The organism is Psychrobacter sp. CAM01 (genome assembly GCF_032842965.1).
Classification (GTDB): domain Bacteria; phylum Pseudomonadota; class Gammaproteobacteria; order Pseudomonadales; family Moraxellaceae; genus Psychrobacter; species Psychrobacter celer.
Window position 1 is genome coordinate 621670 of record NZ_JAWJBL010000008.1, and the last position, 22499, is coordinate 644168.

General features: G+C 44.7%; 39 protein-coding genes and 1 tRNA gene. 30 read left to right on the forward strand and 10 right to left on the reverse strand.

Annotated elements, in window-relative coordinates; all coding sequences use genetic code 11:
- Nucleotides 1–87 precede the first annotated feature (87 nt).
- The 10 genes from R0I52_RS06245 to R0I52_RS06285 form a co-directional block, all read right to left on the reverse strand.
- On the reverse strand, nucleotides 88–501 hold the full coding sequence (locus R0I52_RS06245) for a hypothetical protein (RefSeq protein ID WP_317053603.1): 414 nt from the start codon (nucleotides 499–501) through the stop codon (nucleotides 88–90).
- Entirely contained in the window at nucleotides 474–767 is a 294-nt protein-coding gene (locus tag R0I52_RS09040; RefSeq protein ID WP_410524034.1) for an excalibur calcium-binding domain-containing protein, read from the reverse strand. Before R0I52_RS09040 ends, R0I52_RS06245 begins: the two co-directional genes overlap by 28 nt.
- 270 nt (nucleotides 768–1037) lie before the next feature.
- Nucleotides 1038–2006, reverse strand: coding sequence for a tyrosine-type recombinase/integrase (locus R0I52_RS06250; protein ID WP_317053604.1), 969 nt, complete (start codon nucleotides 2004–2006; stop codon nucleotides 1038–1040).
- A gap of 20 nt (nucleotides 2007–2026) precedes the next feature.
- Nucleotides 2027–2386, reverse strand: coding sequence for a hypothetical protein (locus R0I52_RS06255; protein WP_317053605.1), 360 nt, complete (start codon nucleotides 2384–2386; stop codon nucleotides 2027–2029).
- A 20-nt stretch (nucleotides 2387–2406) separates the two neighbouring features.
- The gene (locus R0I52_RS06260) at nucleotides 2407–2877 is read right to left on the reverse strand and encodes a hypothetical protein (RefSeq protein ID WP_317053606.1); all 471 of its coding nucleotides are present in this window, start codon (nucleotides 2875–2877) and stop codon (nucleotides 2407–2409) included.
- Between the two features lie 66 nt (nucleotides 2878–2943).
- A complete protein-coding gene (locus R0I52_RS06265) occupies nucleotides 2944–3165 on the reverse strand; it encodes a TraR/DksA C4-type zinc finger protein (RefSeq protein WP_317053607.1) in 222 nt (73 codons plus the stop codon).
- Between the two features lie 84 nt (nucleotides 3166–3249).
- Complete coding sequence (locus R0I52_RS06270; protein WP_317053608.1) at nucleotides 3250–4071, reverse strand: DUF2303 family protein; 822 nt, start codon at nucleotides 4069–4071, stop codon at nucleotides 3250–3252.
- A gap of 46 nt (nucleotides 4072–4117) precedes the next feature.
- Nucleotides 4118–4456 (reverse strand): hypothetical protein, encoded by a 339-nt coding sequence (locus tag R0I52_RS06275; RefSeq protein ID WP_274631430.1) that lies wholly within the window; start codon nucleotides 4454–4456, stop codon nucleotides 4118–4120.
- A 72-nt stretch (nucleotides 4457–4528) separates the two neighbouring features.
- Nucleotides 4529–4819 (reverse strand): hypothetical protein, encoded by a 291-nt coding sequence (locus tag R0I52_RS06280; RefSeq protein WP_317053609.1) that lies wholly within the window; start codon nucleotides 4817–4819, stop codon nucleotides 4529–4531.
- Between the two features lie 154 nt (nucleotides 4820–4973).
- Nucleotides 4974–5744: a hypothetical protein gene (locus R0I52_RS06285; RefSeq protein WP_317053610.1), complete on the reverse strand. Its 771-nt coding sequence runs from the start codon at nucleotides 5742–5744 to the stop codon at nucleotides 4974–4976.
- Nucleotides 5745–5869: 125 nt separating this feature from the next.
- On the opposite strand from R0I52_RS06285, the gene R0I52_RS06290 reads away from it, so the two are divergent.
- The 30 genes from R0I52_RS06290 to R0I52_RS06435 all read left to right on the forward strand — a co-directional run bounded on the left by R0I52_RS06290 (nucleotide 5870) and on the right by R0I52_RS06435 (nucleotide 22383).
- Nucleotides 5870–6130 (forward strand): transcriptional regulator, encoded by a 261-nt coding sequence (locus R0I52_RS06290; RefSeq protein ID WP_274631433.1) that lies wholly within the window; start codon nucleotides 5870–5872, stop codon nucleotides 6128–6130.
- Nucleotides 6131–6197: 67 nt separating this feature from the next.
- Nucleotides 6198–6641 (forward strand): phage regulatory CII family protein, encoded by a 444-nt coding sequence (locus R0I52_RS06295; protein WP_317053611.1) that lies wholly within the window; start codon nucleotides 6198–6200, stop codon nucleotides 6639–6641.
- Between the two features lies 1 nt (nucleotide 6642).
- A complete protein-coding gene (locus R0I52_RS06300) occupies nucleotides 6643–6819 on the forward strand; it encodes a hypothetical protein (protein WP_317053612.1) in 177 nt (58 codons plus the stop codon).
- Nucleotides 6820–6860: 41 nt separating this feature from the next.
- The gene (locus R0I52_RS06305; RefSeq protein WP_274631436.1) at nucleotides 6861–7562 is read left to right on the forward strand and encodes a phage antirepressor KilAC domain-containing protein; all 702 of its coding nucleotides are present in this window, start codon (nucleotides 6861–6863) and stop codon (nucleotides 7560–7562) included.
- A complete protein-coding gene (locus R0I52_RS06310; protein ID WP_317053613.1) occupies nucleotides 7562–8968 on the forward strand; it encodes a YdaU family protein in 1407 nt (468 codons plus the stop codon). Before R0I52_RS06305 ends, R0I52_RS06310 begins: the two co-directional genes overlap by 1 nt.
- Nucleotides 8965–9237 carry a hypothetical protein gene (locus R0I52_RS06315; RefSeq protein ID WP_317053614.1) on the forward strand — a complete coding sequence of 91 codons (273 nt, stop codon included), beginning with the start codon at nucleotides 8965–8967 and terminating at the stop codon, nucleotides 9235–9237. The genes R0I52_RS06310 and R0I52_RS06315 overlap by 4 nt, the downstream gene beginning before the upstream one ends.
- Before the next feature lie 16 nt (nucleotides 9238–9253).
- The gene (locus R0I52_RS06320; RefSeq protein ID WP_317053615.1) at nucleotides 9254–9457 is read left to right on the forward strand and encodes a hypothetical protein; all 204 of its coding nucleotides are present in this window, start codon (nucleotides 9254–9256) and stop codon (nucleotides 9455–9457) included.
- Nucleotides 9457–9801: a DUF1064 domain-containing protein gene (locus tag R0I52_RS06325; protein WP_317053616.1), complete on the forward strand. Its 345-nt coding sequence runs from the start codon at nucleotides 9457–9459 to the stop codon at nucleotides 9799–9801. Before R0I52_RS06320 ends, R0I52_RS06325 begins: the two co-directional genes overlap by 1 nt.
- 225 nt (nucleotides 9802–10026) lie before the next feature.
- Entirely contained in the window at nucleotides 10027–10215 is a 189-nt protein-coding gene (locus tag R0I52_RS06330; RefSeq protein WP_317053617.1) for a hypothetical protein, read from the forward strand.
- 162 nt (nucleotides 10216–10377) lie between these two features.
- The gene (locus R0I52_RS06335) at nucleotides 10378–11211 is read left to right on the forward strand and encodes a hypothetical protein (protein WP_317053618.1); all 834 of its coding nucleotides are present in this window, start codon (nucleotides 10378–10380) and stop codon (nucleotides 11209–11211) included.
- 239 nt (nucleotides 11212–11450) lie between these two features.
- Nucleotides 11451–11523: transfer RNA gene (locus R0I52_RS06340), tRNA-Ile, on the forward strand.
- 69 nt (nucleotides 11524–11592) lie between these two features.
- A complete protein-coding gene (locus R0I52_RS06345) occupies nucleotides 11593–11811 on the forward strand; it encodes a hypothetical protein (protein WP_252962941.1) in 219 nt (72 codons plus the stop codon).
- Nucleotides 11769–12113, forward strand: coding sequence for an HNH endonuclease (locus R0I52_RS06350; RefSeq protein ID WP_105246329.1), 345 nt, complete (start codon nucleotides 11769–11771; stop codon nucleotides 12111–12113). Before R0I52_RS06345 ends, R0I52_RS06350 begins: the two co-directional genes overlap by 43 nt.
- Nucleotides 12114–12118: 5 nt before the next feature.
- Nucleotides 12119–12337, forward strand: coding sequence for a hypothetical protein (locus R0I52_RS06355; RefSeq protein ID WP_317053619.1), 219 nt, complete (start codon nucleotides 12119–12121; stop codon nucleotides 12335–12337).
- Nucleotides 12338–12463: 126 nt separating this feature from the next.
- Entirely contained in the window at nucleotides 12464–12928 is a 465-nt protein-coding gene (locus tag R0I52_RS06360) for a phage terminase small subunit P27 family (protein WP_317053620.1), read from the forward strand.
- 22 nt (nucleotides 12929–12950) lie between these two features.
- Nucleotides 12951–14669 carry a terminase large subunit gene (locus R0I52_RS06365; RefSeq protein WP_317053621.1) on the forward strand — a complete coding sequence of 573 codons (1719 nt, stop codon included), beginning with the start codon at nucleotides 12951–12953 and terminating at the stop codon, nucleotides 14667–14669.
- Between the two features lie 15 nt (nucleotides 14670–14684).
- Complete coding sequence (locus tag R0I52_RS06370; protein WP_227526310.1) at nucleotides 14685–15959, forward strand: phage portal protein; 1275 nt, start codon at nucleotides 14685–14687, stop codon at nucleotides 15957–15959.
- Nucleotides 15934–16782, forward strand: coding sequence for a head maturation protease, ClpP-related (locus R0I52_RS06375; RefSeq protein ID WP_317053622.1), 849 nt, complete (start codon nucleotides 15934–15936; stop codon nucleotides 16780–16782). Before R0I52_RS06370 ends, R0I52_RS06375 begins: the two co-directional genes overlap by 26 nt.
- Nucleotides 16783–16839: 57 nt before the next feature.
- Nucleotides 16840–18057 (forward strand): phage major capsid protein, encoded by a 1218-nt coding sequence (locus tag R0I52_RS06380; protein WP_317053623.1) that lies wholly within the window; start codon nucleotides 16840–16842, stop codon nucleotides 18055–18057.
- Nucleotides 18058–18182: 125 nt separating this feature from the next.
- Complete coding sequence (locus R0I52_RS06385; RefSeq protein WP_317053624.1) at nucleotides 18183–18371, forward strand: hypothetical protein; 189 nt, start codon at nucleotides 18183–18185, stop codon at nucleotides 18369–18371.
- Nucleotides 18372–18377: 6 nt separating this feature from the next.
- On the forward strand, nucleotides 18378–18581 hold the full coding sequence (locus R0I52_RS06390; RefSeq protein WP_317053625.1) for a hypothetical protein: 204 nt from the start codon (nucleotides 18378–18380) through the stop codon (nucleotides 18579–18581).
- A gap of 2 nt (nucleotides 18582–18583) precedes the next feature.
- Nucleotides 18584–18892 (forward strand): head-tail connector protein, encoded by a 309-nt coding sequence (locus tag R0I52_RS06395; RefSeq protein ID WP_317053626.1) that lies wholly within the window; start codon nucleotides 18584–18586, stop codon nucleotides 18890–18892.
- A gap of 29 nt (nucleotides 18893–18921) precedes the next feature.
- A complete protein-coding gene (locus R0I52_RS06400; RefSeq protein ID WP_317053627.1) occupies nucleotides 18922–19158 on the forward strand; it encodes a hypothetical protein in 237 nt (78 codons plus the stop codon).
- 2 nt (nucleotides 19159–19160) lie between these two features.
- Nucleotides 19161–19517 (forward strand): phage head closure protein, encoded by a 357-nt coding sequence (locus R0I52_RS06405; protein ID WP_317053628.1) that lies wholly within the window; start codon nucleotides 19161–19163, stop codon nucleotides 19515–19517.
- A gap of 2 nt (nucleotides 19518–19519) precedes the next feature.
- Complete coding sequence (locus R0I52_RS06410) at nucleotides 19520–20023, forward strand: HK97-gp10 family putative phage morphogenesis protein (RefSeq protein ID WP_317053629.1); 504 nt, start codon at nucleotides 19520–19522, stop codon at nucleotides 20021–20023.
- Entirely contained in the window at nucleotides 20020–20397 is a 378-nt protein-coding gene (locus R0I52_RS06415) for a DUF3168 domain-containing protein (RefSeq protein WP_317053630.1), read from the forward strand. The genes R0I52_RS06410 and R0I52_RS06415 overlap by 4 nt, the downstream gene beginning before the upstream one ends.
- A gap of 4 nt (nucleotides 20398–20401) precedes the next feature.
- Nucleotides 20402–20887 (forward strand): phage tail tube protein, encoded by a 486-nt coding sequence (locus tag R0I52_RS06420; RefSeq protein WP_317053631.1) that lies wholly within the window; start codon nucleotides 20402–20404, stop codon nucleotides 20885–20887.
- Between the two features lie 83 nt (nucleotides 20888–20970).
- On the forward strand, nucleotides 20971–21327 hold the full coding sequence (locus R0I52_RS06425) for a phage tail assembly chaperone family protein, TAC (RefSeq protein WP_317053632.1): 357 nt from the start codon (nucleotides 20971–20973) through the stop codon (nucleotides 21325–21327).
- A gap of 20 nt (nucleotides 21328–21347) precedes the next feature.
- Complete coding sequence (locus R0I52_RS06430) at nucleotides 21348–21614, forward strand: hypothetical protein (protein ID WP_317053633.1); 267 nt, start codon at nucleotides 21348–21350, stop codon at nucleotides 21612–21614.
- 67 nt (nucleotides 21615–21681) lie between these two features.
- Nucleotides 21682–22383 carry a hypothetical protein gene (locus R0I52_RS06435; RefSeq protein WP_317053634.1) on the forward strand — a complete coding sequence of 234 codons (702 nt, stop codon included), beginning with the start codon at nucleotides 21682–21684 and terminating at the stop codon, nucleotides 22381–22383.
- Nucleotides 22384–22499 lie beyond the last annotated feature (116 nt).

Here is a 22499-nt window from a genome sequence, read left to right on the forward strand (position 1 = left end):
ACCGCATTCCTTTAAATTGATTTTTCTGGCATTCATATTTTCTGTAGCACACTCAAACTATCAAGATTATAATATTTTTACTTCCTACTAATCACTTTTAGAACTTTTTTTATATTCATTACATACCTTCAGTCCAACCTGCACAGCCTCACTCAAGTCAGCACCTTTCTTAATGCTATAAGGCACGTTTGGAACCAGACCTCCTTGTTTTAGAGACTCTGCAGCCGCCTTATTAAGAGGAGTGCCAATAGAGGAATCATGAATATAGCCTGCAGGCTCAAAATACACCTCAGTGCCAAACTCTGGATAGTAAACACAGGATATTTCACCTGATGTGGTGAATGGGTAGGGCCTATCATGATCAGCGAACCAGAATATTTCATGCACTACAACATAGCCAGAAACAAATTGACTAGCGTAACTGTTATTTTGGGAAGGTGTGCATGCAGCTAAAGATAAGACGGCAATGCCAATTAACCACCTGGGCAAATTGATTCGCATGGTACTCCGTCCTTATCTCGATCTAATCGAGTGTTGCCACACTTCAGAGCTTGCTTAGCCTGCTCACAGTTAGCCATTTGGCCGCAAGTACTAGGTAAGCCTTTACACTGCGAACCGCCAGCACCTTTGGCAAATAGTGGGTGATCAACTTCGACAGACTCTTTTAAAACTGTATTGCTTTGGAACGGATTATCTACTGTCTTAATTGCAGCGTTAGTTGAAAGTGCGAAGATAGATAGCACAGAGGCTAGCATTAGTTTTTTCATGCGGAAATTACCTTTCTATTAATTATACTGACAACTATGAGTTCTTCGTGATAATAAAGAAAAAAATATTAATCAACTTTAACTTATTAGTAATCATTGAGCAATGTAATAAACAACTATAGTTTACGATAAGCCATCAAATATAGTTGTGTAAATGCAGATGATAGGAAATTTCACGAACATCAGGATCGCATTTGAGATGCGATCCTATAAAACTCATGCAGTAGGATTAAAGGCTTTTTGATAAAACGGTGGGATGGCGAGAGGATATTAATCAGTTGTGAGCTTGGATATCTCAAGCTTATTCTGATCACCATGCAACCATCTGCCGTATCGCTTAATTAGCATTTGTAAGCTATGGCCCAATTGGTTAGCAACAAATACTGGGTTCACATCTGACATGAGCAGCATTGTGGCATAAGTGTGCCTGGCATTATATGCTGGGCGATGGCGTACTCGAGTAGACTTCATTGCTTCAATCAGCCGCATACGGGCAGGTTTTTCATTATAGAAAGGCTGGTTTGTTTCTGGACATATCATCACATAGTCATCGCTGAGCTTCATAGCGTCCAGCGCCTCAAATGCACGCTTAGAGCGGTCATTCAAATATACTTCGCGCGCAGTGTGAGTCTTGGTGACTTGCTTCTCAACGCCGCGCACACGGCTTTTGTTAATGATCACTGATTCGTTAAACCAATCTATATCCTTCCATCTTAATGCGTAAAGTTCACTAGGACGGCATCCAGTCCAGAATGCTACTTCAAAATACCAGTAATAAAAATGGTCCTTATCTGTTAGGTTTTTATCCAACCAACCTAACAGCGCATCCATTTCAGCGCGGGTGAATGGATCCGGCAAACCTGATTGCACCTTTTTATTCTTAATCATAGCCATGGGATTATCGGCTGGCATGAGGAGTCGCAGCTCAATCGCTTTGTCAAATACACCGCGCAGTGGCACCAGACAGTTATTAAATGTCTTATCAGACTTGAAGCCGATATCAGAGATGATGTCACGAATTAGTTCGGATGTGATATCTTGTATTGGCATAAGCGCTAGCTGCGGCATCCAATGCTTATTTAGAGCGCTAATGTAATCATTTTTTGAATCATTATTGGCTTCACAGTGCTTCAGATACTTCTGGGCGACTTCTTGAAATAGAGCGCCATCACTAACAATGACGCTGTCGTCATTAACCAATTCACCTTTAGCGCTGGCAAGGTCTGCTTCTGTCAGCACACCCCATTCAGCCTTAGTGATTAAATCGCGTCTAACCTTAACGGCAGCACGGATACCCTCCGCAGAGACTGGGAGCGGTAGCGTGATTGAATAATATTTCTTTTTGCGCTTAAAGTAGACTTGGAGGCTTCCCGATCTAATCCGGACGCCTTCCGGCAACGTATATCTGCTTGTTCTGTCATCCACTGGTTATACCCTCTTATTGAGTAATATAGGTTACCACTCTGCTTCATCCAAACAACGTTTTCTGGCCACTCTCGCTTACGGTGAGTTAGCTTTTGCTCGGCAATGCCAGTCAGCGCAGCAAACTGCTTGGCATCTACCCAATCAAGGGGCGTTAGGCCCATCTGATGGAGTAGATTTAAAGTATCGTTATCCATGGTAAGTTCCTTTGTTGCGTTCATTTGCGTTCATTTGCGTTTTGCACACTGCACTGATAGTTGTCAGCGATACATAGTGATTTGCCATACCTAGCGATAACACCATCGATTGCTGATACCCAATAGCCTGCTTTGTCTAGCACTGGTCTACGCTCGAAGTATGCAACAGCACCACTCTTATCGATTGCGCGCCATGCCATATCAGGATACTCCCAGCGCACCTCGCTGATTAGCTTGGGCACTTGAATACCGCCTTTGGGTTGCGGCGCTACCAAAAACATATCAGGCTGAGCGCTGCTAAAGCGCTCTATAAAATACTGCATCAAATCTAATGGGTCGGCATTAAAATCTAATTGCTCTGATAGCTGATGCTGCTTACCGTTTAGACTTAACGAGTCGTCTTGAATAGTGAATCGCTGTGAATGCTTAGCTTTAACTTTGCCAGTCTTAGTTACATCATCAAACACAGCAAACATTTGAATGCTATTCACACCACTTCGAGTAATTGTTCTCGATAGTGAGCTGTTATTTAGTCTTAACATATCCAATCCTATTATCTAGCGACGACTATGATTCCAATATCTTACCGAGCTTTCATGATGCTTCTGGCAATCAAAGCAACGCCTTACGCCACCAATCGCGCGTCGCTTGCTTGGTATTTCTTCACCGCATGATATGCACTCAGGAAGAGAGGGAATATCGAATACCGGCAAAACTCTAAGACGAGCAGTCATTTCAGCATCTATGCGCTCACCAGCGCGATCAATATCATCAGCCATTAGTTACCTACCTTACAAATTCGATTGATGCTTACCAGCACTGATGTATATGCTGGCAAGCCTTACCTTATAGACAATGATTGTTTACGGCGCGAATGTACCGGCATAGACAGGCAAGTCTTTAGGCACAACATCTTTAATTAGATCTATAAAGAAGTCAGCTGAGTCTTCTAGTAGCTTGTGCTCACCTACGATACGCACACCAAAGCGAACGTTGTCATCATCTGTGATTACAGATAGACGCGCTGTTATGCCTACTGCTGGTAAGTCGTCATATGCAGGCGCGTTCATAACAATAAAGCCTGGTAGTTTTACTGCTGAATCTGCTTCGATATGTTCGAGCGCTGATTTGGTTGAGCTCATATCTCGCACATCACTGGTCATCTCACGCGCTGTCTTAATGGTCACGTTACGGAAAGCATTGATGGCAGTGGCAAGGCTCATTTTTTCAGCAACTTCGCCATCTACTGATTCATGGAACGACAAGCAGTAAGCGTAATCTTGCACAAATTCGATAAGTTCTTTCTGGGTGAGTCGCTGATTTTTACGCAACGCAGCAAACTCATTTGTGATCTTTAATACTAGGTTGGCAGTATCGTCAGCGTGACCAGCTACTAATTCATCACCTAAATTGAAAATCGCTTGGCAGGACAGTTGATTGACACTGGTATTATCAACAAAGCACTTGTCCGCGCTATCACGTTGACCTATATAGTCAGCAAACCCCTGTAGAGATGTGGTCGAAAACGTACCGCGAAAACGGTTGCGATACGCTTGGTTTGATTCGGTGTTTTGTAGCTTATAGCCTTCAGGGACACTCACTAGTGATTTCGCATCAGGGTTTTTTAGCTTCATGTCCTGCTGCTGAACCAATTCGGCCACGATTTGCGCATTATTGTCTGACATTTTTGGTATTCCTTAATGATGGGTTTGGTTGAATTGACTGCTGCCGTTATTCGGCAGCAGTGTGATTGACGAACAGGTCATGCTGATTCTCAGGGTATGAGCTCAGACGACCACCTTTATTGACGTACATAAGCGTATCGCTTGGCGTTAGCTCTGCACGATGACCACGGCCAGCCTTGGGAGCCTTATAAGAGAGATCGCATTCCATCTCAACTTGATTTTCAGCCTTTGATGGTGCAAAACGTAGCTTGATGGTCACCTCACCTTTTTTACCGTGGCTAGCGACACTTTCAGCGACATCTGATAAGACATGGCCAAGTTGTTTGGCAAATACGCCGGCGTTAAGTTCGCCTACGAAGTTTTCTGCATTGGTTGGGGTAGTCATAGGACTGTCCTTTTTAGTTAAGTTATTTAGGTTGTTTGGACTGGCTCGCCAGCTGGCAAGACAGGGTTGGAGTTAATTGTCAGCGTAAGCATTAGAGATAAAAAGATTGGCATGACTCGCTACTTTAGCCTGCTCGGATGCCTCATAGACTTCTTCATCAAACCCATTCATAGGGTCGGTGACATAGTAGTCGTCATCGCTGGCTAGGTACGCCTTGTGTTCTGCAATCATGGCGTCATGGCCTGCCTGCGAGCGGTCAAACGCTTGGTTGATGTGTTGCGCGCCAGCCGTTGCTGCTGTCATACCAAGCGCTAACAATGTGATGGTGCCGATGCTGGCTAGTAAATCTTTGATTGAGTTCATAACAGTTACTCTGTGTCGATGTGATGCATACTAATTTAGCATATGCTAAATAATTAGCAAGTGCTAAATGTAATATAATGTAATTTTTATGAATGCAACGAATTTTAGGCAATAAAAAACCGCCATACAGGCGGTATCAAAAAAGGGGAGGGTGTTAAGAAGGGTTTACTTTCATTGTCAAAGAGTCAGGATGCATCAGGCTACGCAAGGAAGCCATTTCGTCAATTTCATTCGACAAAAAAGAATCTCTTTCATCTGAGTTTAACGATTCAAAGAAAAGCCTGTCACCTTTAGAGTATAAATATTCTTTCAACAAATGAGTTCCATCCTTCAAGACAATATGTGTTAAGTCGCCACTGTCATTTCCATAGGCTGGATCAAAGACTCCAATCCAGCCTGCCCTTATCACAGGAAAGAACTCATCAGTTTCAAACAAAACAGCATAAGCTGATACAGAAACACTGCTGCTAATAACAATTAAATTCTCTCTATAGCTCTCTTGAGCCTCTCTGCAGTCTTCCCATTGCCCTTGTTCTGATTTAGAGATATAAATCACATCCGCAATAAAATACATAGGAAACTCTGCTTCCATATCCTCCAACCCTTTATTAGTTTCCTCCATCAATTCAGGACTGCTGAGCCTAGAGATTGCATCTAAATGGCTCAGGCGGTCATCGGATTGAATAGTTTTTTTAAGCTGATCAAAGTAAGGCTCAAAATAAAATGGTTCTAAATCCAACGCTTGCTCTAAGTTTCGGGCAGCATCTTCACCAAACCCACGATGTTTATTTTTAAGTTGAGAAATAAAACTGGGATCAACTGGATACTCTTTTGCTAGCTGAGCCACACTTTTACCCTGCTTTTTAAAATCCTTTAATAGCGTAACCAATCTAGCCCGCCTGTGCTCTTGTACATCTGTAGACATAACACCCTCCTAATTTTAGAGGTATCTTGACGATATCTAGCGCTTTGTAAATTACCGATTGCTAATTAAAAATTGCTTAAAAAGTTAGCATATGCTAAATTAATGACTTTATAAGGAGCAAATCAATGGCTAAGCATATCTCTAGTCTGAAAAAATTTATTAGTTCTATGGGCAGTGAGAAAGAAAGAGCAGATTTCGCCAAAAAATGTGGCTCGACCTTAGGTCATTTGCGTCAGATATATTATGGCAACCGCACTTGCGATGCTGGCTTGGCGATTGAGATTGAAAAGAACGCCAATCAAGCCGTCAAGTGTGAAGACCTAAGAAAAGATATTGATTTCTCATATCTACGGAGCTTACCAGTCGAAACAACCGAAGATTCTTAATTGCCTGTAGTAAATACTACAACCAACCACTCATCAACAAAACGTTTTTATAAATAGGTAGGACACGATGGACGTAATAGACGCAGCATACAAGACAGTACATAACCCAAAACATGGCGGCTCAACAGCTATTGCCGCGCGCATGGGTATGTCTAACACCGTACTGAACAACAAAGTAAGCCCAACATGCAGCACGCATCATCTGCGCCTTGATGAGGCAGTCACCATCATGGAGTTCACAGGCGACACCAGCATCATCCAAGCCATGGCTCACCGCTTAGGCGGCGTATTTACGCGTATAGATGACGAGACGACGCAGGCAAGCATCATCATGACCGCGCTATCTACATCAGCATGCCAGGGCGACATCATGAGTGAGATGCAGCAAGCGCTAGAAGACGGCCGCATTGATTGCAAAGAGCATGACGCACTACAGACAAAGATTCAAGACGCCATGGTCGCACTGCGCACACTCAGCGTTCAAATCGCTAATCATTGTGAGGGTAAATAACATGCCAGCCACTAACTGCCAAAACTGCTCATATTGCAAAAGCGTCGCTGCTGTAGAAGTTACTGGCGATGATCATGCAATCAAACGTGAGTTTGAGCGCATCGAGCGCACCAGTCAGGCCAAAAACAAAAGTGACGCGCAAACAAAAACCCCATCAGCGGACACTGACGGGGTTTAGGCGTTTCTTCAAAGCAAAACACTTGATAAAGGAATACTACTATGAATATTCAGACTTTGCAAACAAATAATAAAAAACGTATGTCTAGCCGTGAAATGGCAGACCTATGCAACAAGCCTCATGACAATGTATTAAAGCTAATACGCTCTTTGGTCGAAAAGGGTATCGTAAAAAATACGACACCCCATCAGTACACGCATGAGCAAAACGGCCAGCAATACACTCACTTTTTATCAGACCAGCGAGACAGCCTTGTAATTGTCGCTCGCTTATCACCTGAGTTTACCGCTGCAGTTATTGACCGCTGGCAAGAGCTAGAAGCACAAGCCAGCGCACCAGTTATCCCTGCCACCTTATCTGAAGCATTACGCCTTGCCGCTGATCAGGCTGAGCTTATCGAGAATCAGCAGTCACGCTTAGCACTTACTGAGCCTAAAGCTGCAGCATTGGATGTTATCGACTGCGCCATGGGTAGCTTAAACGTTCGAGATACTGCCAAAGCGCTTGGTATTCCACAAAACAAGTTTGTTAATTGGTGCCTGGGCCATGATTGGATGTACCGCGACAAGCGCAACAAGCTAAAGATGAGCAGCATTCGCATGAAGCAAGGCTTTATGGAAGAGCGCGCAGTAACGTATCAAGGCAACAGCAACGAGCGAGTCGCAACCACTCAGCCGCTATTCACGCCAAAAGGTCTTACGCATCTTGCTAAGACTTTTGCCATCGTTCATGAGGTGGCCTAATGCATTTCTATAACTTCAACATTGCTGATTTTAACAACTCAACACGCCACCTATCGTTACCTGAGCGTGCTATCTATCGTGACTTGATAGATATGTACTATCACAACGAACAAGCCATCGATTCGTCAGATATGAATAAGCTGGCACGTCGTCTGCTATGTACTACGCCTGAATATCTTGAAATGCTCGAATACATCCTTGATGAATATTTTGTCAAACGTGGCAAGCGTCATCATCATCACCGTATCGATAAAGAGCTTAAGAATTACAAATTCAAAAACGGTAACGCTGATAGTAACGGCAAGCGTAACGCTGTAACGAATGATGTAACGCAAGGTGTAACGCCAAGTAACGATGGGTGTAACATTACGTGTAACGATGATGATGCGCCTATGACAGCTGCAGAACGTACTCGCAAGTCTCGTCAAGACAAGCGCAATATGATTAACGACCTTACTGATATAGGCGTGTCTGTCGATAAGGGTATTGGTACTTCTGCTTTAAGGGAATTACATGCTAAGCATATCGATGCTATCAAACAGTGTCACGCTAGTAACGTTGCAAACGATGTAACGCAAACTGTAACGCCAAGTAACGATGACTGTAACGCTGGTAACGCCAAAAACGCTGCTATAACTAGTAACCATGAACCAGAAACCAATAACCATAAACCATTAGAGAGAGAGGCGCACACACACGCGGGCGAGGCGGTTGTGGATAATTTTAATCATGGCTCTGTGGATAACTCTACTGACAACAATCAATCATCAGCCCACCAGCCAGCACCAGTTGCACCAGCACAGCCAACTCAGTCAACAGCTAATCAGCAACCGACCAAGGCTGAATTAATCCGCAGTCAACACGCAGACAGCATCGAAAACTGGGAGGCCCCAACCATTGACCAGATGCGCGGTGAGTTGTTCAAAGCGGGCAAGCTGATACAGCTGACCGATGATCAGTATCAGTTTGAGGTCTCAGCATTCAAAGCTCATTACGCTGAGCAAGCGCTCAAAGGCAATCCACTGACCACAGAGTCTTATCGCAAAGTTAAGCTCGTAAAGTGGATGATGCGTGAAGCAGACAACCAGAAAGCCGATCAAGCGCGTCAGGAAAAAGCCAAGGGCCGTTTTAATATCGACAATGAAGATTGGAGTAACAATGCTGGCAAGTCGTCTAACAGTCACGCCAGCGACTTACCTGATGTGTTTCATCCAAGCCATAGCCAGCCAGTACAGGCCAAGATAGACCCAAGCAAGTGCTGCATATTTAACGGTCTACGCAAAGAGCCGCTGCCAAACATGGATGTCGCTGCAACATACGAGCATATCAAGCAACAGAAGCTGCCAGGCGAGTCAGCCGATGAAACCTATGACAGAGTATTAAACCAGTTGCAGGAGGCGGTATGAGTTATTTCGACGGGTACGCCCAAGGGCCAGTAAACATCAACCAAGAAGTTAAGTTTAAGCTAACCACTCATGGTCAAAAGATACTAGATGATCATAATACTGAGGTTAGAGCCACCTGCAAAATGTTGGCTGATTACAGTGCTACCAAGATAGATGGTGAGGGCATGCATGTAATGCAGTTACATACAGCTATGAGAGTGTTTGGCGGTAAGAATATTGGGTTCACACAAGGCCCTTTTGAAAACTGCGTTATGACGGTTTTGCGATAAACCATTTGGAGGTGGTGTGAGCATAAAAACCACAAAGGACATCAAGGTCATCTATCTGCAAAAAGCATATTACCCAAAGACGGGTACTTATCAGGGATGGACGGGAAAATTAAGAGTAGTTGCTGGGGATCCGTTCCATGATGACTATGCCAATTGGGACGAACAAGGCCAAGCAGTTGAACATGAATATGGTGATATTAACTTAAAGGATGGTAAGTGATGAATAAAAACGTACAAGCGCTAGGCCGTATGAAGACGGGAAAAATGAATAATACCGAGAAAGCGTATGCGCAGCATTTAGAAATGCAGCGCCGCGAAGGTGAAATCTCTTACTACTCTTTTGACAACATCAACCTACGACTAGCAGATAACACATTCTACAAGCCAGACTTTTTGGTGATGCGCTCAGACGGGCAATTAGAAATACATGAAGTTAAAGGCCATTGGACTGATGATGCTTTAGTAAAGATTAAAGTTGCTGCTGATAAGTTTCCTTTCAAGTTCATCGCAATAATGAAGCAAACAAAGAGAAATGGCGGTGGCTGGGACGTTCGAGATTTTTAATACATGAAAGGTGGAATATGACTGATCATCAAGTTACATGCGGTAATTGTTATAAGGTCATTCACTTTATAGTTAGCGATTTAGTACTAAGGGCACGACCTGCAAGCAGCGACTACCCTAATGGTTTTTTGATGATTAGATGCTCATATTGTGAATACTTTAATCCACCATCAGGCATGTTGGGATATGAGTTAATGCAAAAAGAATGGCTGGGGAGGTAGGGCTTTGAAAAATTCGACTAAGGCATGTCTGCTTATTTTTATTGCATTTGGCATGCCTTCTATAGTGATGGCTTATATAGAGCTTATTGCGGGCGCTGGGTTCAGTTCTAGGCAGTGGGGAATATCTTTAATTATGCTTGGCTTCGCAGCTTTTGTTATTTTTATAAAAGGTTTGCATGAACCTGAATGGTAAGTCTTAGGAGAAATCGATGAGTAAGATAAAGGATAGTAGCAGAATTATCGCAATGCTTAAGCAGCAGACTCATGGTATATGCAATCCTTCGGAGTTTAAAGGTCAGAGTTATATACCACATAAGTCGCGTAATAATCGCAAAACTAAGAAAGGTGGTAAAAAGTGACTGATATCGAAATCAAAACTGAATGGGTCGATAAGGCAGGCGAAGTAATGGAAGTGCTGCATGTCGATTATGATAAAAACGAACTTAGGTTTAAATGGCTTAACAATCCAAACCGCAAAAAAGAAAGAGTTGTATCTATCGATAAGTTTCTCCGCTACGCTGTGCCAGTTGTGCGAGCGCAGGAAGTGTTAGATAAGCCTGAGCCGGCAAAAGAAAAACATAAGCCTGGTCAGTATGCCTACGCACTGATTGACGAGCTACATAACAATTTCGGTCAGTCTCCAAACCTGCAGCTATCAAACCAAGACTGGCTTGAGCAAGGCATGCATGCTAAGACCGTTAAATTCAATATTGGACAAGGTGGATTGCCGCCAGAAGTGAACTGGGAAGACCACTGCGCTGCTATTGCAATGATTGATGACGCGCCAGCCAAGGCGCTGGCAAGTATATTGCTATGGGGTAGTGATACCAACTGGAATTGGTCACGTCATTTTGACGAGGTAGTGAAGCATCTGGCAGCCAATATGATTGAGCGCTGTAATAAAGATAAGCGCGCTGCACCGCAGGCATGTACTCACAGTCTGCCTGAGCTGGCACGACTGATGGCGCGCATGGTACTGCATTTTGAGTTGTATGAGCTTTGGGATGTATATACAGTCAAAGGTCGGTTGAAGTTCTCAGGCATAGAAGTAAAGGCTAGCTCTTATACTACATTATGGGTGCGGTACCAGCGTCAAATGATGGATGATCTTATCGATATGGTAAGCACCGCTGATCAGTACGTCAGTAGCTATCGCATGCAGCTCAATAGAGTAGATGATAACGCTTGACGCACCGTGCCAGATTAGGGTAGTATTTGTCATACTGCTAAATGGTAACAGATAAAGCAGAACATAAAAGACGACAGCTTAATTGCTCTCGTCTTTTTTTATGCCTGATTGATTTAGCCACGGTCAGCACATGCCATAGAGACACCCAATAGCAGGTGGCAACTGCGAATTGAATGAGAGCTGCCGTTATTTAACAATCATTGCATGTGATGATTGCTAAATAACAGTGGCGATGCTGCGTGCCTGTAGCTCAGCGGTTAGAGCAGAAGACTCATAATCTTTTGGTCGTAGGTTCGAATCCTGCCGGGCGCACTATCACTTACCCACGTTAGAAATAGCGTGGGCTTTTTTATACCTAACGTTTGGTAAGGTGTGATACCCATGAGATATGAATGCACAAGCGAGACGCTGTATATCAAATATCGCACAGGCGAAACGCTAGAGTATAGACAATCAAACCTAAGACTGCTTATAGATAGAGCTAATAACGGCAACAGCGAAGCCAAGAAATATATGGCTTTGATTGAGCCTGATAATAAGAAATGGAAGCCGAAGCTATGCCGTCCACACCATGCCGCCAATACCGCTGCCCAAACCTAGTTAAACGTAAAGACAAAGGATACTGTGATGAACATGCAGACCAGCGCAGCAACTGGACCAAGCGCCCAGACCGCAGCGGTAGCACAACCAAGCGCGGTTACGGACACGCTTGGCGCAAGCTTCGCGCGCAAGTACTTAATCGTGATGGTCATCTGTGCATGGCTTGCAAGCGCGCAGGCAGATACGTGCCAGCCACCGACGTTGATCACATAATCAATAAGGCGAGCGGCGGTACCGACGAGCTCAGCAACCTACAGTCGCTTTGTCGTAAGTGCCATAGATCAAAAACAGCTAACGAGTAAAAACCATGCTTAAATTTATCAAAGTGCGCAAGAAAATTATCAATGCAGCAGATATTGAATCCGTACAGCCTGGAACATATCGAGATCATAATGGGTTGCAGCAGCATCGCATAGTAGTGACATTGCAAAACGGTAACCGCTATAACTTTAGTGTTGATTCTAGCTTTGAGATTCAGGCTGCGATTGACGATATATTTGAGCAGATAGCTCGTTTGAATAGTTAGGCTCTATACCCCTCCGGGTAGGGTTGCACTTCAGCCGGAAGCCCCGTGTGACCGCCCCCTTAAGTACATTTTTACGCGCGTTTAATTAAAAGTTTAGCCCATTGACTAAGCTAAGGAATTTGTGATATGGGAGGATTAGCCTCGGTACCAGGGCGGGGGCGAAAGCCGGACCCGAAAAAATCTAAGGGCAAAAATATCAACGTCCCAGAGTTTAGCAATATCACTGATATTGAGCCGCCCGATTATATGGACGGCTTAGAATTTGCACCAATGATTTGGCGCTCAATAGTGCCTGAGCTTTTAGAAAATGAACTGCTAAAAATTACCGATATGCACAACGTCGAAGTATTTTGTATGGCATATGAAACTTATCGGAAGTGTCAGTCAGAGATTGCTTTTAGCGGGGTCACATTAAATACCGAAGCTGGCAGTGTGATAAAAAATCCAGCATTGACAGCACTCAATGAAGCGGTAAGGCAGATGGCAACTTTTGGTAGTTTGCTGGGCCTAGATCCTTCCTCTCGCCAGCGCTTAACTGGCGTTGGCAATAAAGAACAAACAAACCCATTTGCAGGTGTCCTTAATATGTAACTGATGCTCAAGCGAGATATATATGGCTGATTATCCTAATGTTGATATCGCCAACAAATGGGCACGGTCGGTTGTTAAGGGCAAGGTACCAGCGTGCAAGTGGGTGGTTTTGGCTTGTAAGCGCCACCTAGACGACTTAAAAGCATCTAAAAAGCGTGGTTATCCATACAAATTTGACCCAAAAGCCGCCGAAAAAAAGATACTTTTCATTGAATTGCTACCTCATACGAAAGGCGAATGGGCTTTAAAGCGCTTAAAAATTAAGCTTGAGCCTTGGCAAAAATTTGGTATAGCAGTCACATTCGGCTGGGTTCGTAAAAAAGATGGGTTCAGACGCTTCCGTGAATCCTATTGGGAGGTGCCACGTAAGAATGGTAAGTCTGCTATTGCTGCTGGCGTCGCTCTTAATATGTTTGCCAACGATGGCGAGTTTGGTAGTGAGGTTTATTCAGGCGCCACAACGGAGAAGCAGGCTTGGGAGGTGTTCAAACCTGCTCGCCTGATGGTCTTGCGCTCGCCTGACTTAGTCGCAGCAACCGGCATACAGATTAACGCGGCAAGCCTTGAGCGTCCTGCTGACGGCTCATTATTTGAGCCTATTATCGGTGACCCGCCAGATGGACAGTCGCCGCATGGCGCTATTGTCGATGAGTACCACGAGCATGCAGATAGTCGCCTTTATGACACGATGCAAACAGGTATGGGTGCACGCCGCCAACCCATGATTTTCGTGATCACGACAGCTGGTCATAATATCGAGGGCCCTTGCTATGAGCTGCGCAGCCGTGTGCAAGATATGCTGCTTGGCAACGTGCCAGACGATGAGCTTTTCGGTTGGATTTGGAGTATTGACGAAGGCGATGATTGGACAGATCCAAACGTCCTAATCAAGGCCAATCCCAATTATGATGTGTCTGTATATGCTGACTTCTTAGAGTCGCAGCAAACAAAGGCCATAAATAATGCCAGCCGCCAAAACTCTTTTAAGACTAAGCATCTAAACGTCTGGGTATCTGCTAAGTCGGCATTCTTTAACATGGAGCACTGGCGAGCATGTGCTGATGACACGCTCAATCTCGATGATTTTTCAACAACACCTTGTGTAATGCCGATAGATTTAGCATCAAAAATCGATATTGCGGCCCGCATTAACTTGTTTTATCGACACGAAGATGATGGCAGGCTGCATTATTACTGTTTGGCACCATGGTTTTATTTACCTGAAGATACGGTTTATAAAGGTGATGAAAAGCAAGCGGTCGAGCGGTACCAGAAGTGGATGAACCAAGGCCTGCTTGAAGTACATGATGGCGCTGAAAACGATCTAAATGCCATCGCTGAAGATTTGGTTGTTGATGCGGGGAACTTCCCGCTCACTGAAGTGCCTTATGATGAATGGGGTGGATTTCAAGTTGCCGCCACTATTGAGGCTGCAGGTTATGATGCGGTAAAGATACCTAAGACAGTAAAATCTTTCTCTCCTGCTATGCGAGAGCTTGAAGCTGCTATGAAGGGCGGCCGCTTTCATCATGACGGCCATCCGGTCCTATCTTGGATGATTGGTAACGTGGTATCGCGTGAAGATGCCAATGGCAACGTATTCCCACGGAAAGAGACTAACTACAAAAAAATCGATGGTGCTGTTGCTCTGTTAATGGGTATCAGCCGCGCCATGGTGCTGGCAGGTGATGGCGGCGGTGATAATGGCTTTTACGATGACCCAATCATGATTGGCGTTTAATATTAAGGATTTAATGTGCGTAATCTAATCAAGCCCAAGCGTCTTGCCAGAGCTGCACAGGCGGCGATCAGCTTTCTAGGCTTGGATGGACAGCTGAGTCTAACGCCTAGTGATAACGTGTCAACTAGGACGGCCAGTGGCAAGAATGTCACTGTTGATAGTGCCTTGCAACTTAGTACGGTTTTTTCGTGTGTGCGGTTGGTAGCAGAGACGGTATCAACATTACCGCTAAAGGTTTATGAAACCAAAGCCGACGGTAGTCGTGTGGTGGCCAAACAGCATCCATTATATGACCTGCTATGTCGGTCGCCCAATTATGAGATGACCCCAGCGCGATTCATGCAAATGATTGTGGCAAGCCTACTGCTATGGGGTAATGCCTACGTTGAGATTAAGCGCAATGTTACAGGCAGGCGCATTATATCGCTTGAGCCGCTATTACCGCAGCATGTAAAAGTAGGTCGCAACAAAAACAATAGCGTACTCGAATACAGTTATGTTGAAGGCACAAGCCGCCGTGATATTGATCATAAAGACATCATGCACATTCGCGCGTTCGGCATCGATGGCGTCATGGGTATCTTTACGATCAACAAAGGGCGTGAAACTTTTGCTACCGCCGCATCAGCCGAACACGCCGCCGGCAAGTTTTTTGAAAATGGTTTGCAAACATCTGGGTTTTTGACAACGGATCAGAAGCTCACGGGCGAACAGCGCAGCAAGCTACACGGTCATATATCCAAATTTATGGGCAGTAGCAATGCTGGCAAGACGATGGTGCTTGAGCATGGTATGCAGTATCACGGCGTGACAATGAACCCAGAAGCGGCGCAAATGCTTGAGACGCGCGCTTTTGAGATTGAAGAGATCTGTCGCTGGTTCCGCGTATCGCCAATTATGATTGGTCACTTTAACAAACAAAGCTCTTGGGCCGCGTCAGCTGAAGCGCAAGATTTACACTTTTTGAAATACACGTTCCGGCCTTTACTGGTCAATATTGAGCAAGAGATTTTGCGCTGCTTGATAGGCCGCATTGAAAGCGATAAATATTATGTCGAGTTTAATGTTGAGGGGCTGTTACGAGCTGACAGTAAAACGCGATCCGAATATTACGCATCTGGCCTTAATAACGGTTGGATTAATCGCGATGAGGTCCGCTCTAAAGAGAACATGCCGCCGATCGAAGGCGGTGAAAAATACACTATCCAATCAGCACTAATCCCGCTTGAGAAGGTGGGCACAAACTACAATGGAGTTGCCAACGATGAGCAAGCGAACGATGATGCCTAAAGCGGATTTTGAGGCGACGCACGATATAAAAATGCCATTGGCGCTAGATAGCTGGAACCCTGATATCAAAGCTGCTGATGACGACTCTGAAAATGTGATTAATATCTTAGAGCCTATCGGCTACGACTGGTGGACGGATGGCGGCATCACTGGAAAAACCATTAGCGCCAAACTTAAACGATTTGGTAATGCTGATATCGTGGTTAATATCAACTCTCCTGGCGGGGATGTTTTTGAAGGCCTTGCCATCTATAACATGCTACGCGAATATGGCGGCCATGTAACCGTTCGCGTACTTGGTATGGCTGCAAGCGCCGCATCATTTATCGCGATGGCTGCTGATGAGGTTAAAATTGCCCGCGCTGGATTCTTCATGATTCATAATGCTTGGACTGGCGTCGGCGGTAACCGCAACGACATGCGTGATGTGGCTGATTTTTTAGAGCAAATCGATAACACTATCGCTGATATTTATCACGTCAAAAGTGGTCTTGATGCCGCCGAGCTATCAGAACAAATGGATAAAGAGACTTGGATTAATGGCAAGCAAGCCGTTGAGACAGGTATGGCTGATAGCTTTTTAGACTCTGATGTGATTACTGAGCAGACAAACAACTGTGCTAAAGAGCGTATCGCTGCCCATAAACTAGATTTGATCATGGCGCAGGCGGGTATGACTCGCAAAGAGCGCCGCGGCCTTGTGAAAGATTTAAAGAGTACGCCTAGCGCTACTCAACCAGATGCTACGCAAAACGCTGGCATTGACCTAAGCGGATTGATTGACGGTCTGCAAAATGCGATTGACTCAATCAAACTAGACTAAACAAACCTATTCATTCATCCGGTCGCCTTTTGGCGGCCTTTTTTGTGAGAAAAAATTATGACTGATCAAACCAAGGATCAAACCGCAGAACAGCTCAAACAGGTTAATGCCAAAGTTAAAGAGCTGACCGAAAAGACACTGCCTGCTGCTGAAAACGCTTTGAAAGAAGCGCAAAAGGCTGGCGAGCTATCAACTGAAACAAAAAACAAAGTCGATGAATTGCTTACCGACTTAAATACCATGCGCGATACGCAGAACAAGCTGCAAACTGAGCTTGGTGAGGCAGAGCAGTTATTTGCGCGTATTGGTAGCGGTAATGGTGATCAGTCGCCATCGCGTAACCGCGCAGGCGATTTGGTTATTGCAAATGACAGCATTATCGAATTTAGCAAGAATGTTTCTGCCGGTCGACGCCTAGCTATCGATGTGCCACGCGCAGCACTAACCTCATTCGCCGTAAATCCTGTAGATGGTAGCACCAAGATTGTTACCAACCCAAACCAGCGTTTGACAGTACGTGACTTACTAGCGCCGGGCGACACAGAATCAAATGCAGTGGCGTATCTACGCGAAACGTTATTTACGAATAACGCGGCACCGGTCGCTGAAAACACCACTAAACCTTACTCAGAAATTGAGTTTGAAGAGGTGCTGTCTGGTGTCAAGACGATTGCTCACTTGATGAAGATTGCCAAACAGACGCTTGATGACTTGCCGCAACTACGCAGCATCATTAATGGCCGTTTGCTCAATGGTCTTAAGCGTGTAGAAGATACGCAGCTGCTATTTGGTAGCGGTACTGGCAATAATTTGCACGGTATCTATACGCAGGCCACTGCATTCGCCAATCCTAGCACTAAGACTACGCCGTCAAACAGCTTGGATTTAATGCGCTTGGCTATGCTGCAGGTTACTTTGGCTGAGTTATCAGCAACCGGTCACGTCATGCACGATATCGACTGGACTGATATTGAGCTGATGAAAGACGCCAGCACTAACGGCTACCTATTCAGCAATCCATTTGGCACCTTAGAAGCGCGCTTATGGGGTCTGCCAGTGGCGCAAACCAACCAGGCTGGCATGTTAGGTAACTTCTTAACTGGCTCATTCGCTGACGCCGCGCAAATCTTTGACCGTGAAGACGCAAACGTTGTCGTCAGTACCGAAAACGCGGACGACTTTGAGAAAAATATGGTCTCAATCCGTGCTGAAGAGCGCTTAGCACTGGCCGTATATCGTCCGCAAGCGTTTGTTAAAGGTTCGCTAACTGTCTGATCATAATTAAGGCTTGATTATCAAGAATATGATGAAAAACGAAACTCGTATCGCGGGTTTCGTTTTTTTTATTAAGCCAAAGCCAATTTATTAAGTTGTTTTTGTCTTACTAAAAGGAGCAAGTTATGAAAGTTAAGTTTAAAGATGTTGTTTGTATGGGCAACAAGACATACTTGGCGGAGGATACTGCAGAAGTTAGCGATATCACTGGTCAGCAGCTAATTAAGAAGGGTTATGCCGAAGCGGTTGATAACAAGGATGAATCTGACGATAAGTCCAAAGCGACCAAAAAGACTACTAAAAAAGCTGAGTAATAAACCATGAAAATCAAAATATTAAAACGAATGATGATTGATCGCACGATTGCACAAAAGAACGAAGTGCTAACCGTAACCGTCAAAGCAGGCAAAGAGCTGATTGATAAAGGTCATGCTGTCGAAGTCGAATCACCTAAATCGACTCCATCAAAAACAGAAACAACCAAAAAGGCCGATAGCAAGGCTAAAGACGACAAGGCAGATTAACGATGGTGACTCTTGAGCAGGTAAAGTTCCAATGCCGCATCGACCACGATGATGAAGACGCTTTATTGATTGGGTATGTGGCAGCCGCTCGAGATCATATTCAGATGTATCTTGATCGTACTATTTATGAGTTGGCAGTACCAAGTGAAGATCCAGATGGCGTGCTAGATAACGCTTCTATTGATCAAGCGACATTGATGATAGTGGCGCATTGGTATGCTCATCGTGAGTCAGTTAGCGATTCATCGATGATTGAGGTGCCTATGGGGGCTTACCACGTACTGCAACCGTACCGCCGCATGGGTGTTTGATATGAACTGTAAAGGATGCGAGGCCAGACGTGAGTGGATTAAAGACAGAGCCAGTGAAGCAAAGCGAAGAGCCAAGCTGCTCTTGCAAAGACTTAATAGCGCTGATGACAAAGGTAGTCGAACAAAACACGATACTGATTCAACAAATCGACATTAGCAATCAAAACACTGCTGAGCTCATCGACCAAAACAACGATCTGATAAATGAGCTGGTCGAACAAGAAGATGACGCCGACGCAGGCTCGACCTTTTTAGATATGGATTAATTATGGCAGTCAAGGCAGGCGAGTTACGTCATAGAGTTACTATCCAGCGCTATGTCAGCGGCGGCCGTGATGCAGACGGGCATCGGTTAGATGGCACGTGGACCACTCACAAAAAAGTTTATGCCAAGGTCACACCGCTATCTACTAAAGACTTGCTGACAGCGCAGGCGGCTCAGTCAGAGATTACGGCGAGAATGATGGTGCGTTATAAGACCGGCACCAGTCTCGATACGACTATGCGCGTAATATGGCAGGGCCGTACTTATGCGATTGATAGTCTTGGTCTGCCTGATAACGATACGGGCGTCGAGTATATGACATTCAACCTTGGCAGCGGAGTTGAGCAATTTAGGGGCTAATTATGCCAAACAACATCACCGGTCTCGACGAGGTCCAAGCCAAGCTAAGACAGCTTGGTAATAAGCGTAAAGCTAAAAACGCCGCCAATCGCGCTAGTCGCAAAGCTATGAACATCGTCAAAAAAGCCGCGCGTGAGAATGCCAAACGTATCGATGATAAAGACAGTCCCGAAAAGATTTGGAAGAACATCGTCGTTAAAGCTGGTAAAACCAAAGGCTATGATAACGTAACGATGAAAGTCGGCGTCAAAGGTGGCGCTAGAAAGTACGCTAACACCCGTTCTAACAGAAGAGCAAACCGCGCTGGACGCAGCTATCAAACCCAAGGCAGCAAAAAGAACCCCGGCGGCGACACTTGGTACTGGCGCTTTAAAGAGTTTGGGTCTGCTACGAATAACGCGGATCCTTTCTTACGTCCGGCGCTGAATAATAATATCAACGCCGTGCAAGCGGAGTTTACCCGCGCTTATAGCGCTGAACTTGATAAAGAGATTGCCAAACTATGAGCGATTTGCCTATTTACCGCATGCTTAATGCCGATGTTGGCGTGACATCGCTTATAGATGTAGAAGCCAAGGTTTGGGAGGGTGTTGCACCAGAGGGCACTCAAGCGCCTTATGTGGTGTGGCAGATCATCAGCGGTCAAGCTGAGAACCACTTGGACGCACCCGCTAACTTTGACAACGTACAATTTCAAATCATGGTCTATGACACGAGCTCTAAATATGCCAGCGCGTTACGTGGCGCTATACGAAACGCATTAGAATCACGTGCATGGATATTAAACCCCATCATCAATCAATATGATTCCAACGCTCGACTTTACGGGCGCGGCTTTGATGCCAATTGGATATCAGACCGTTCAACAACAGAGGATTAGCATCATGGCTAAAGTCGAAAAAGGCGTACTATCACAAGGCACGCAAGTATGGATTAAGCATGGCGATACGCCTGAGCTTACTAAGATGATTTGCATCACAGGTATTACACTCGGCGATGATAGTGTCAATGATATTGACGATACATGCCTAGAAGAAGAGGATACCACTACATCGATACCAGGACTTACTACGCCCGGTGAAGGTTCTATCTCTATTAACACTGATCCCAAAAATGACACGCATATGAAGCTACTGCAGTTGGCTGATGAACGCGCGACTATCGAGGTCTTTATTGGTTGGTCGGACAGTAAAGAGCCGCCAGTGCTTGAGACTGGTTCTGTAACGCTACCACCGACTCGTACTTGGACTTCGTTCGTAACCCAATTGAAAGACACTAACCCTACGTTTGAACCAAACTCACTGGTTAAGCACTCAGTGCCGATGAAGCGTCAGTCCAAGGCTATCACGGCGTATAAGACAAATCCGTAAGCTTTATAAAAGATACGGATGGATTAGTTGGTTAAACCAAAAGCCCCTTTATTGGGGCTTTACTTATTTATAGGATTACAAAAATGGCAAAGATATTATTGTCAGATGTGAAAGCGGGTAGCTTGGTTGGTGAAATACATTCAGAAAAGGTTGAGTTTTATCATAAAGGCGAGCTTTGTGAAGTCGATATTATGTTCAAGACCCTTCCTTTTGCCATAAGCGATGATCTGCACAACCGTATGAACAATAAGGAAGATGTGGCCGCTGAATGGATTAGTAAGGCGCTAGTTGATGAAGACGGTAAGTTGCAATTCACCAAAGAACAAGTCGAAGATAATTTTATTCAGCCACTGGCGAACGCGGTATTCAACAAGGTATGGGGGCTTGATAATATAAAAAAGGCGGTAGAGAAGCAGGCGCCGAAGAAGAAAAAGGAATAATCGCCGGCGAGCATGAGCTGTTGTTTGAATTGGCTCTCAACGGTATAGGTGGTAATAGTGTTCATCAAGTAAAAACCAATCTAACGATGGTTGAGATTAAGCAGTGGGCGGAATACCGCTATCGCCGTGGTAGTCTAAATGTGGGCAGAAGAGTCGAACAAGCGGTCGCCAACATGATGGCTATCTATATCAACTCTCAAGGGGGTGATATAGAAGCGCTTGAGCTCATGCCACATGAAGATGATGTGATCGTCAGCTTTGAAGATCAGATCGAGGACACAAACTAACAAATGTTGCTGAATTGTGTTTGATGATTTATAGTAATGCTTCGAAAAAAATCATTAAGGACAGAGTATGGCGAAGCTCGTTAATTGTAAAAATTGCGGTGGTTTTATCGCTAAAAATGCAGATTCCTGTCCCAGTTGTGGTGCTAGAGTTAATCGCACGTCAGTCCTTACATGGATTGCAGTGGTATTTATTGGATTTATGGTGCTTTCGGCTTTAATGGCCGGCATGTCTGACAATCCTTCACCGGGCGTAGCAGACAATAGCAGCGCTGGCGAAGTTAGCAATAATGTTGCAGAAGCTGACGCTACCCAATTGAACGAAGTTACTGAGGTTCAGGCAGTCCCTAACTGGATGTATGGTGAATCAGTAGATAAAATGCGTGATACTACGACATATACTGCTATAACTACATCTAGAAATAATGTTCATTTAAGTTCACCCTATAGTGGTGGTACTGAATTAAGTATTATTATTAGGCATACCGATGAACTAAATAATGAGGTCTTGTTTGTTACAAATAATGGTCAGTTATGGTGTGAATACCGAAATTGCGCCATGACAGTGAAATTTGATGATAATAGTATTGAGCAATATTCTTTATCTAGGGCTGCTGGCGGCTCAAGTGAAGCGATGTTCTTGGATGGCTCTGAAGAACTTTTTATAAACAAACTAAAAGATTCCAAAATAATGATGCTTGAAATAGGGTTTTACAATAACGGTAATCAACAGTTTACGTTCGATACTGCTGATCTGGATTGGCAGCATTAATACGTTACGATGCTATCTAGTGTGTTTGAGAGCCTGAAAAGCCAAAATGCTAGAATGGTAAAGTAATTTAGCAAACTAAAATATTTAAAGAAACCTCAGTCAGCAATGATTGGGGT

Excerpts from the sequence above, each read along its gene's own strand:
- R0I52_RS06390 (WP_317053625.1), top strand. The coding sequence starts at position 18,378 with ATGAAAATCAAAATATTAAAACGAATGATGATTGATCGCACGATTGCA.
- R0I52_RS06325 (WP_317053616.1), top strand. The coding sequence starts at position 9,457 with ATGAATAAAAACGTACAAGCGCTAGGCCGTATGAAGACGGGAAAAATG.
- R0I52_RS06410 (WP_317053629.1), top strand. The coding sequence starts at position 19,520 with ATGCCAAACAACATCACCGGTCTCGACGAGGTCCAAGCCAAGCTAAGA.
- R0I52_RS06265 (WP_317053607.1), bottom strand. The coding sequence starts at position 3,165 with ATGGCTGATGATATTGATCGCGCTGGTGAGCGCATAGATGCTGAAATG.
- R0I52_RS06275 (WP_274631430.1), bottom strand. The coding sequence starts at position 4,456 with ATGACTACCCCAACCAATGCAGAAAACTTCGTAGGCGAACTTAACGCC.
- R0I52_RS06355 (WP_317053619.1), top strand. The coding sequence starts at position 12,119 with ATGCTTAAATTTATCAAAGTGCGCAAGAAAATTATCAATGCAGCAGAT.
- R0I52_RS06385 (WP_317053624.1), top strand. The coding sequence starts at position 18,183 with ATGAAAGTTAAGTTTAAAGATGTTGTTTGTATGGGCAACAAGACATAC.
- R0I52_RS06290 (WP_274631433.1), top strand. The coding sequence starts at position 5,870 with ATGGCTAAGCATATCTCTAGTCTGAAAAAATTTATTAGTTCTATGGGC.
- R0I52_RS06380 (WP_317053623.1), top strand. The coding sequence starts at position 16,840 with ATGACTGATCAAACCAAGGATCAAACCGCAGAACAGCTCAAACAGGTT.
- R0I52_RS06350 (WP_105246329.1), top strand. The coding sequence starts at position 11,769 with ATGCCGTCCACACCATGCCGCCAATACCGCTGCCCAAACCTAGTTAAA.
- R0I52_RS09040 (WP_410524034.1), bottom strand. The coding sequence starts at position 767 with ATGAAAAAACTAATGCTAGCCTCTGTGCTATCTATCTTCGCACTTTCA.
- R0I52_RS06420 (WP_317053631.1), top strand. The coding sequence starts at position 20,402 with ATGGCTAAAGTCGAAAAAGGCGTACTATCACAAGGCACGCAAGTATGG.
- R0I52_RS06360 (WP_317053620.1), top strand. The coding sequence starts at position 12,464 with ATGGGAGGATTAGCCTCGGTACCAGGGCGGGGGCGAAAGCCGGACCCG.
- R0I52_RS06305 (WP_274631436.1), top strand. The coding sequence starts at position 6,861 with ATGAATATTCAGACTTTGCAAACAAATAATAAAAAACGTATGTCTAGC.
- R0I52_RS06280 (WP_317053609.1), bottom strand. The coding sequence starts at position 4,819 with ATGAACTCAATCAAAGATTTACTAGCCAGCATCGGCACCATCACATTG.
- R0I52_RS06245 (WP_317053603.1), bottom strand. The coding sequence starts at position 501 with ATGCGAATCAATTTGCCCAGGTGGTTAATTGGCATTGCCGTCTTATCT.
- R0I52_RS06405 (WP_317053628.1), top strand. The coding sequence starts at position 19,161 with ATGGCAGTCAAGGCAGGCGAGTTACGTCATAGAGTTACTATCCAGCGC.
- R0I52_RS06435 (WP_317053634.1), top strand. The coding sequence starts at position 21,682 with ATGGCGAAGCTCGTTAATTGTAAAAATTGCGGTGGTTTTATCGCTAAA.
- R0I52_RS06285 (WP_317053610.1), bottom strand. The coding sequence starts at position 5,744 with ATGTCTACAGATGTACAAGAGCACAGGCGGGCTAGATTGGTTACGCTA.
- R0I52_RS06310 (WP_317053613.1), top strand. The coding sequence starts at position 7,562 with ATGCATTTCTATAACTTCAACATTGCTGATTTTAACAACTCAACACGC.
- R0I52_RS06365 (WP_317053621.1), top strand. The coding sequence starts at position 12,951 with ATGGCTGATTATCCTAATGTTGATATCGCCAACAAATGGGCACGGTCG.
- R0I52_RS06255 (WP_317053605.1), bottom strand. The coding sequence starts at position 2,386 with ATGGATAACGATACTTTAAATCTACTCCATCAGATGGGCCTAACGCCC.
- R0I52_RS06375 (WP_317053622.1), top strand. The coding sequence starts at position 15,934 with ATGAGCAAGCGAACGATGATGCCTAAAGCGGATTTTGAGGCGACGCAC.
- R0I52_RS06415 (WP_317053630.1), top strand. The coding sequence starts at position 20,020 with ATGAGCGATTTGCCTATTTACCGCATGCTTAATGCCGATGTTGGCGTG.
- R0I52_RS06395 (WP_317053626.1), top strand. The coding sequence starts at position 18,584 with ATGGTGACTCTTGAGCAGGTAAAGTTCCAATGCCGCATCGACCACGAT.
- R0I52_RS06300 (WP_317053612.1), top strand. The coding sequence starts at position 6,643 with ATGCCAGCCACTAACTGCCAAAACTGCTCATATTGCAAAAGCGTCGCT.
- R0I52_RS06345 (WP_252962941.1), top strand. The coding sequence starts at position 11,593 with ATGAGATATGAATGCACAAGCGAGACGCTGTATATCAAATATCGCACA.
- R0I52_RS06295 (WP_317053611.1), top strand. The coding sequence starts at position 6,198 with ATGGACGTAATAGACGCAGCATACAAGACAGTACATAACCCAAAACAT.
- R0I52_RS06315 (WP_317053614.1), top strand. The coding sequence starts at position 8,965 with ATGAGTTATTTCGACGGGTACGCCCAAGGGCCAGTAAACATCAACCAA.
- R0I52_RS06270 (WP_317053608.1), bottom strand. The coding sequence starts at position 4,071 with ATGTCAGACAATAATGCGCAAATCGTGGCCGAATTGGTTCAGCAGCAG.
- R0I52_RS06425 (WP_317053632.1), top strand. The coding sequence starts at position 20,971 with ATGGCAAAGATATTATTGTCAGATGTGAAAGCGGGTAGCTTGGTTGGT.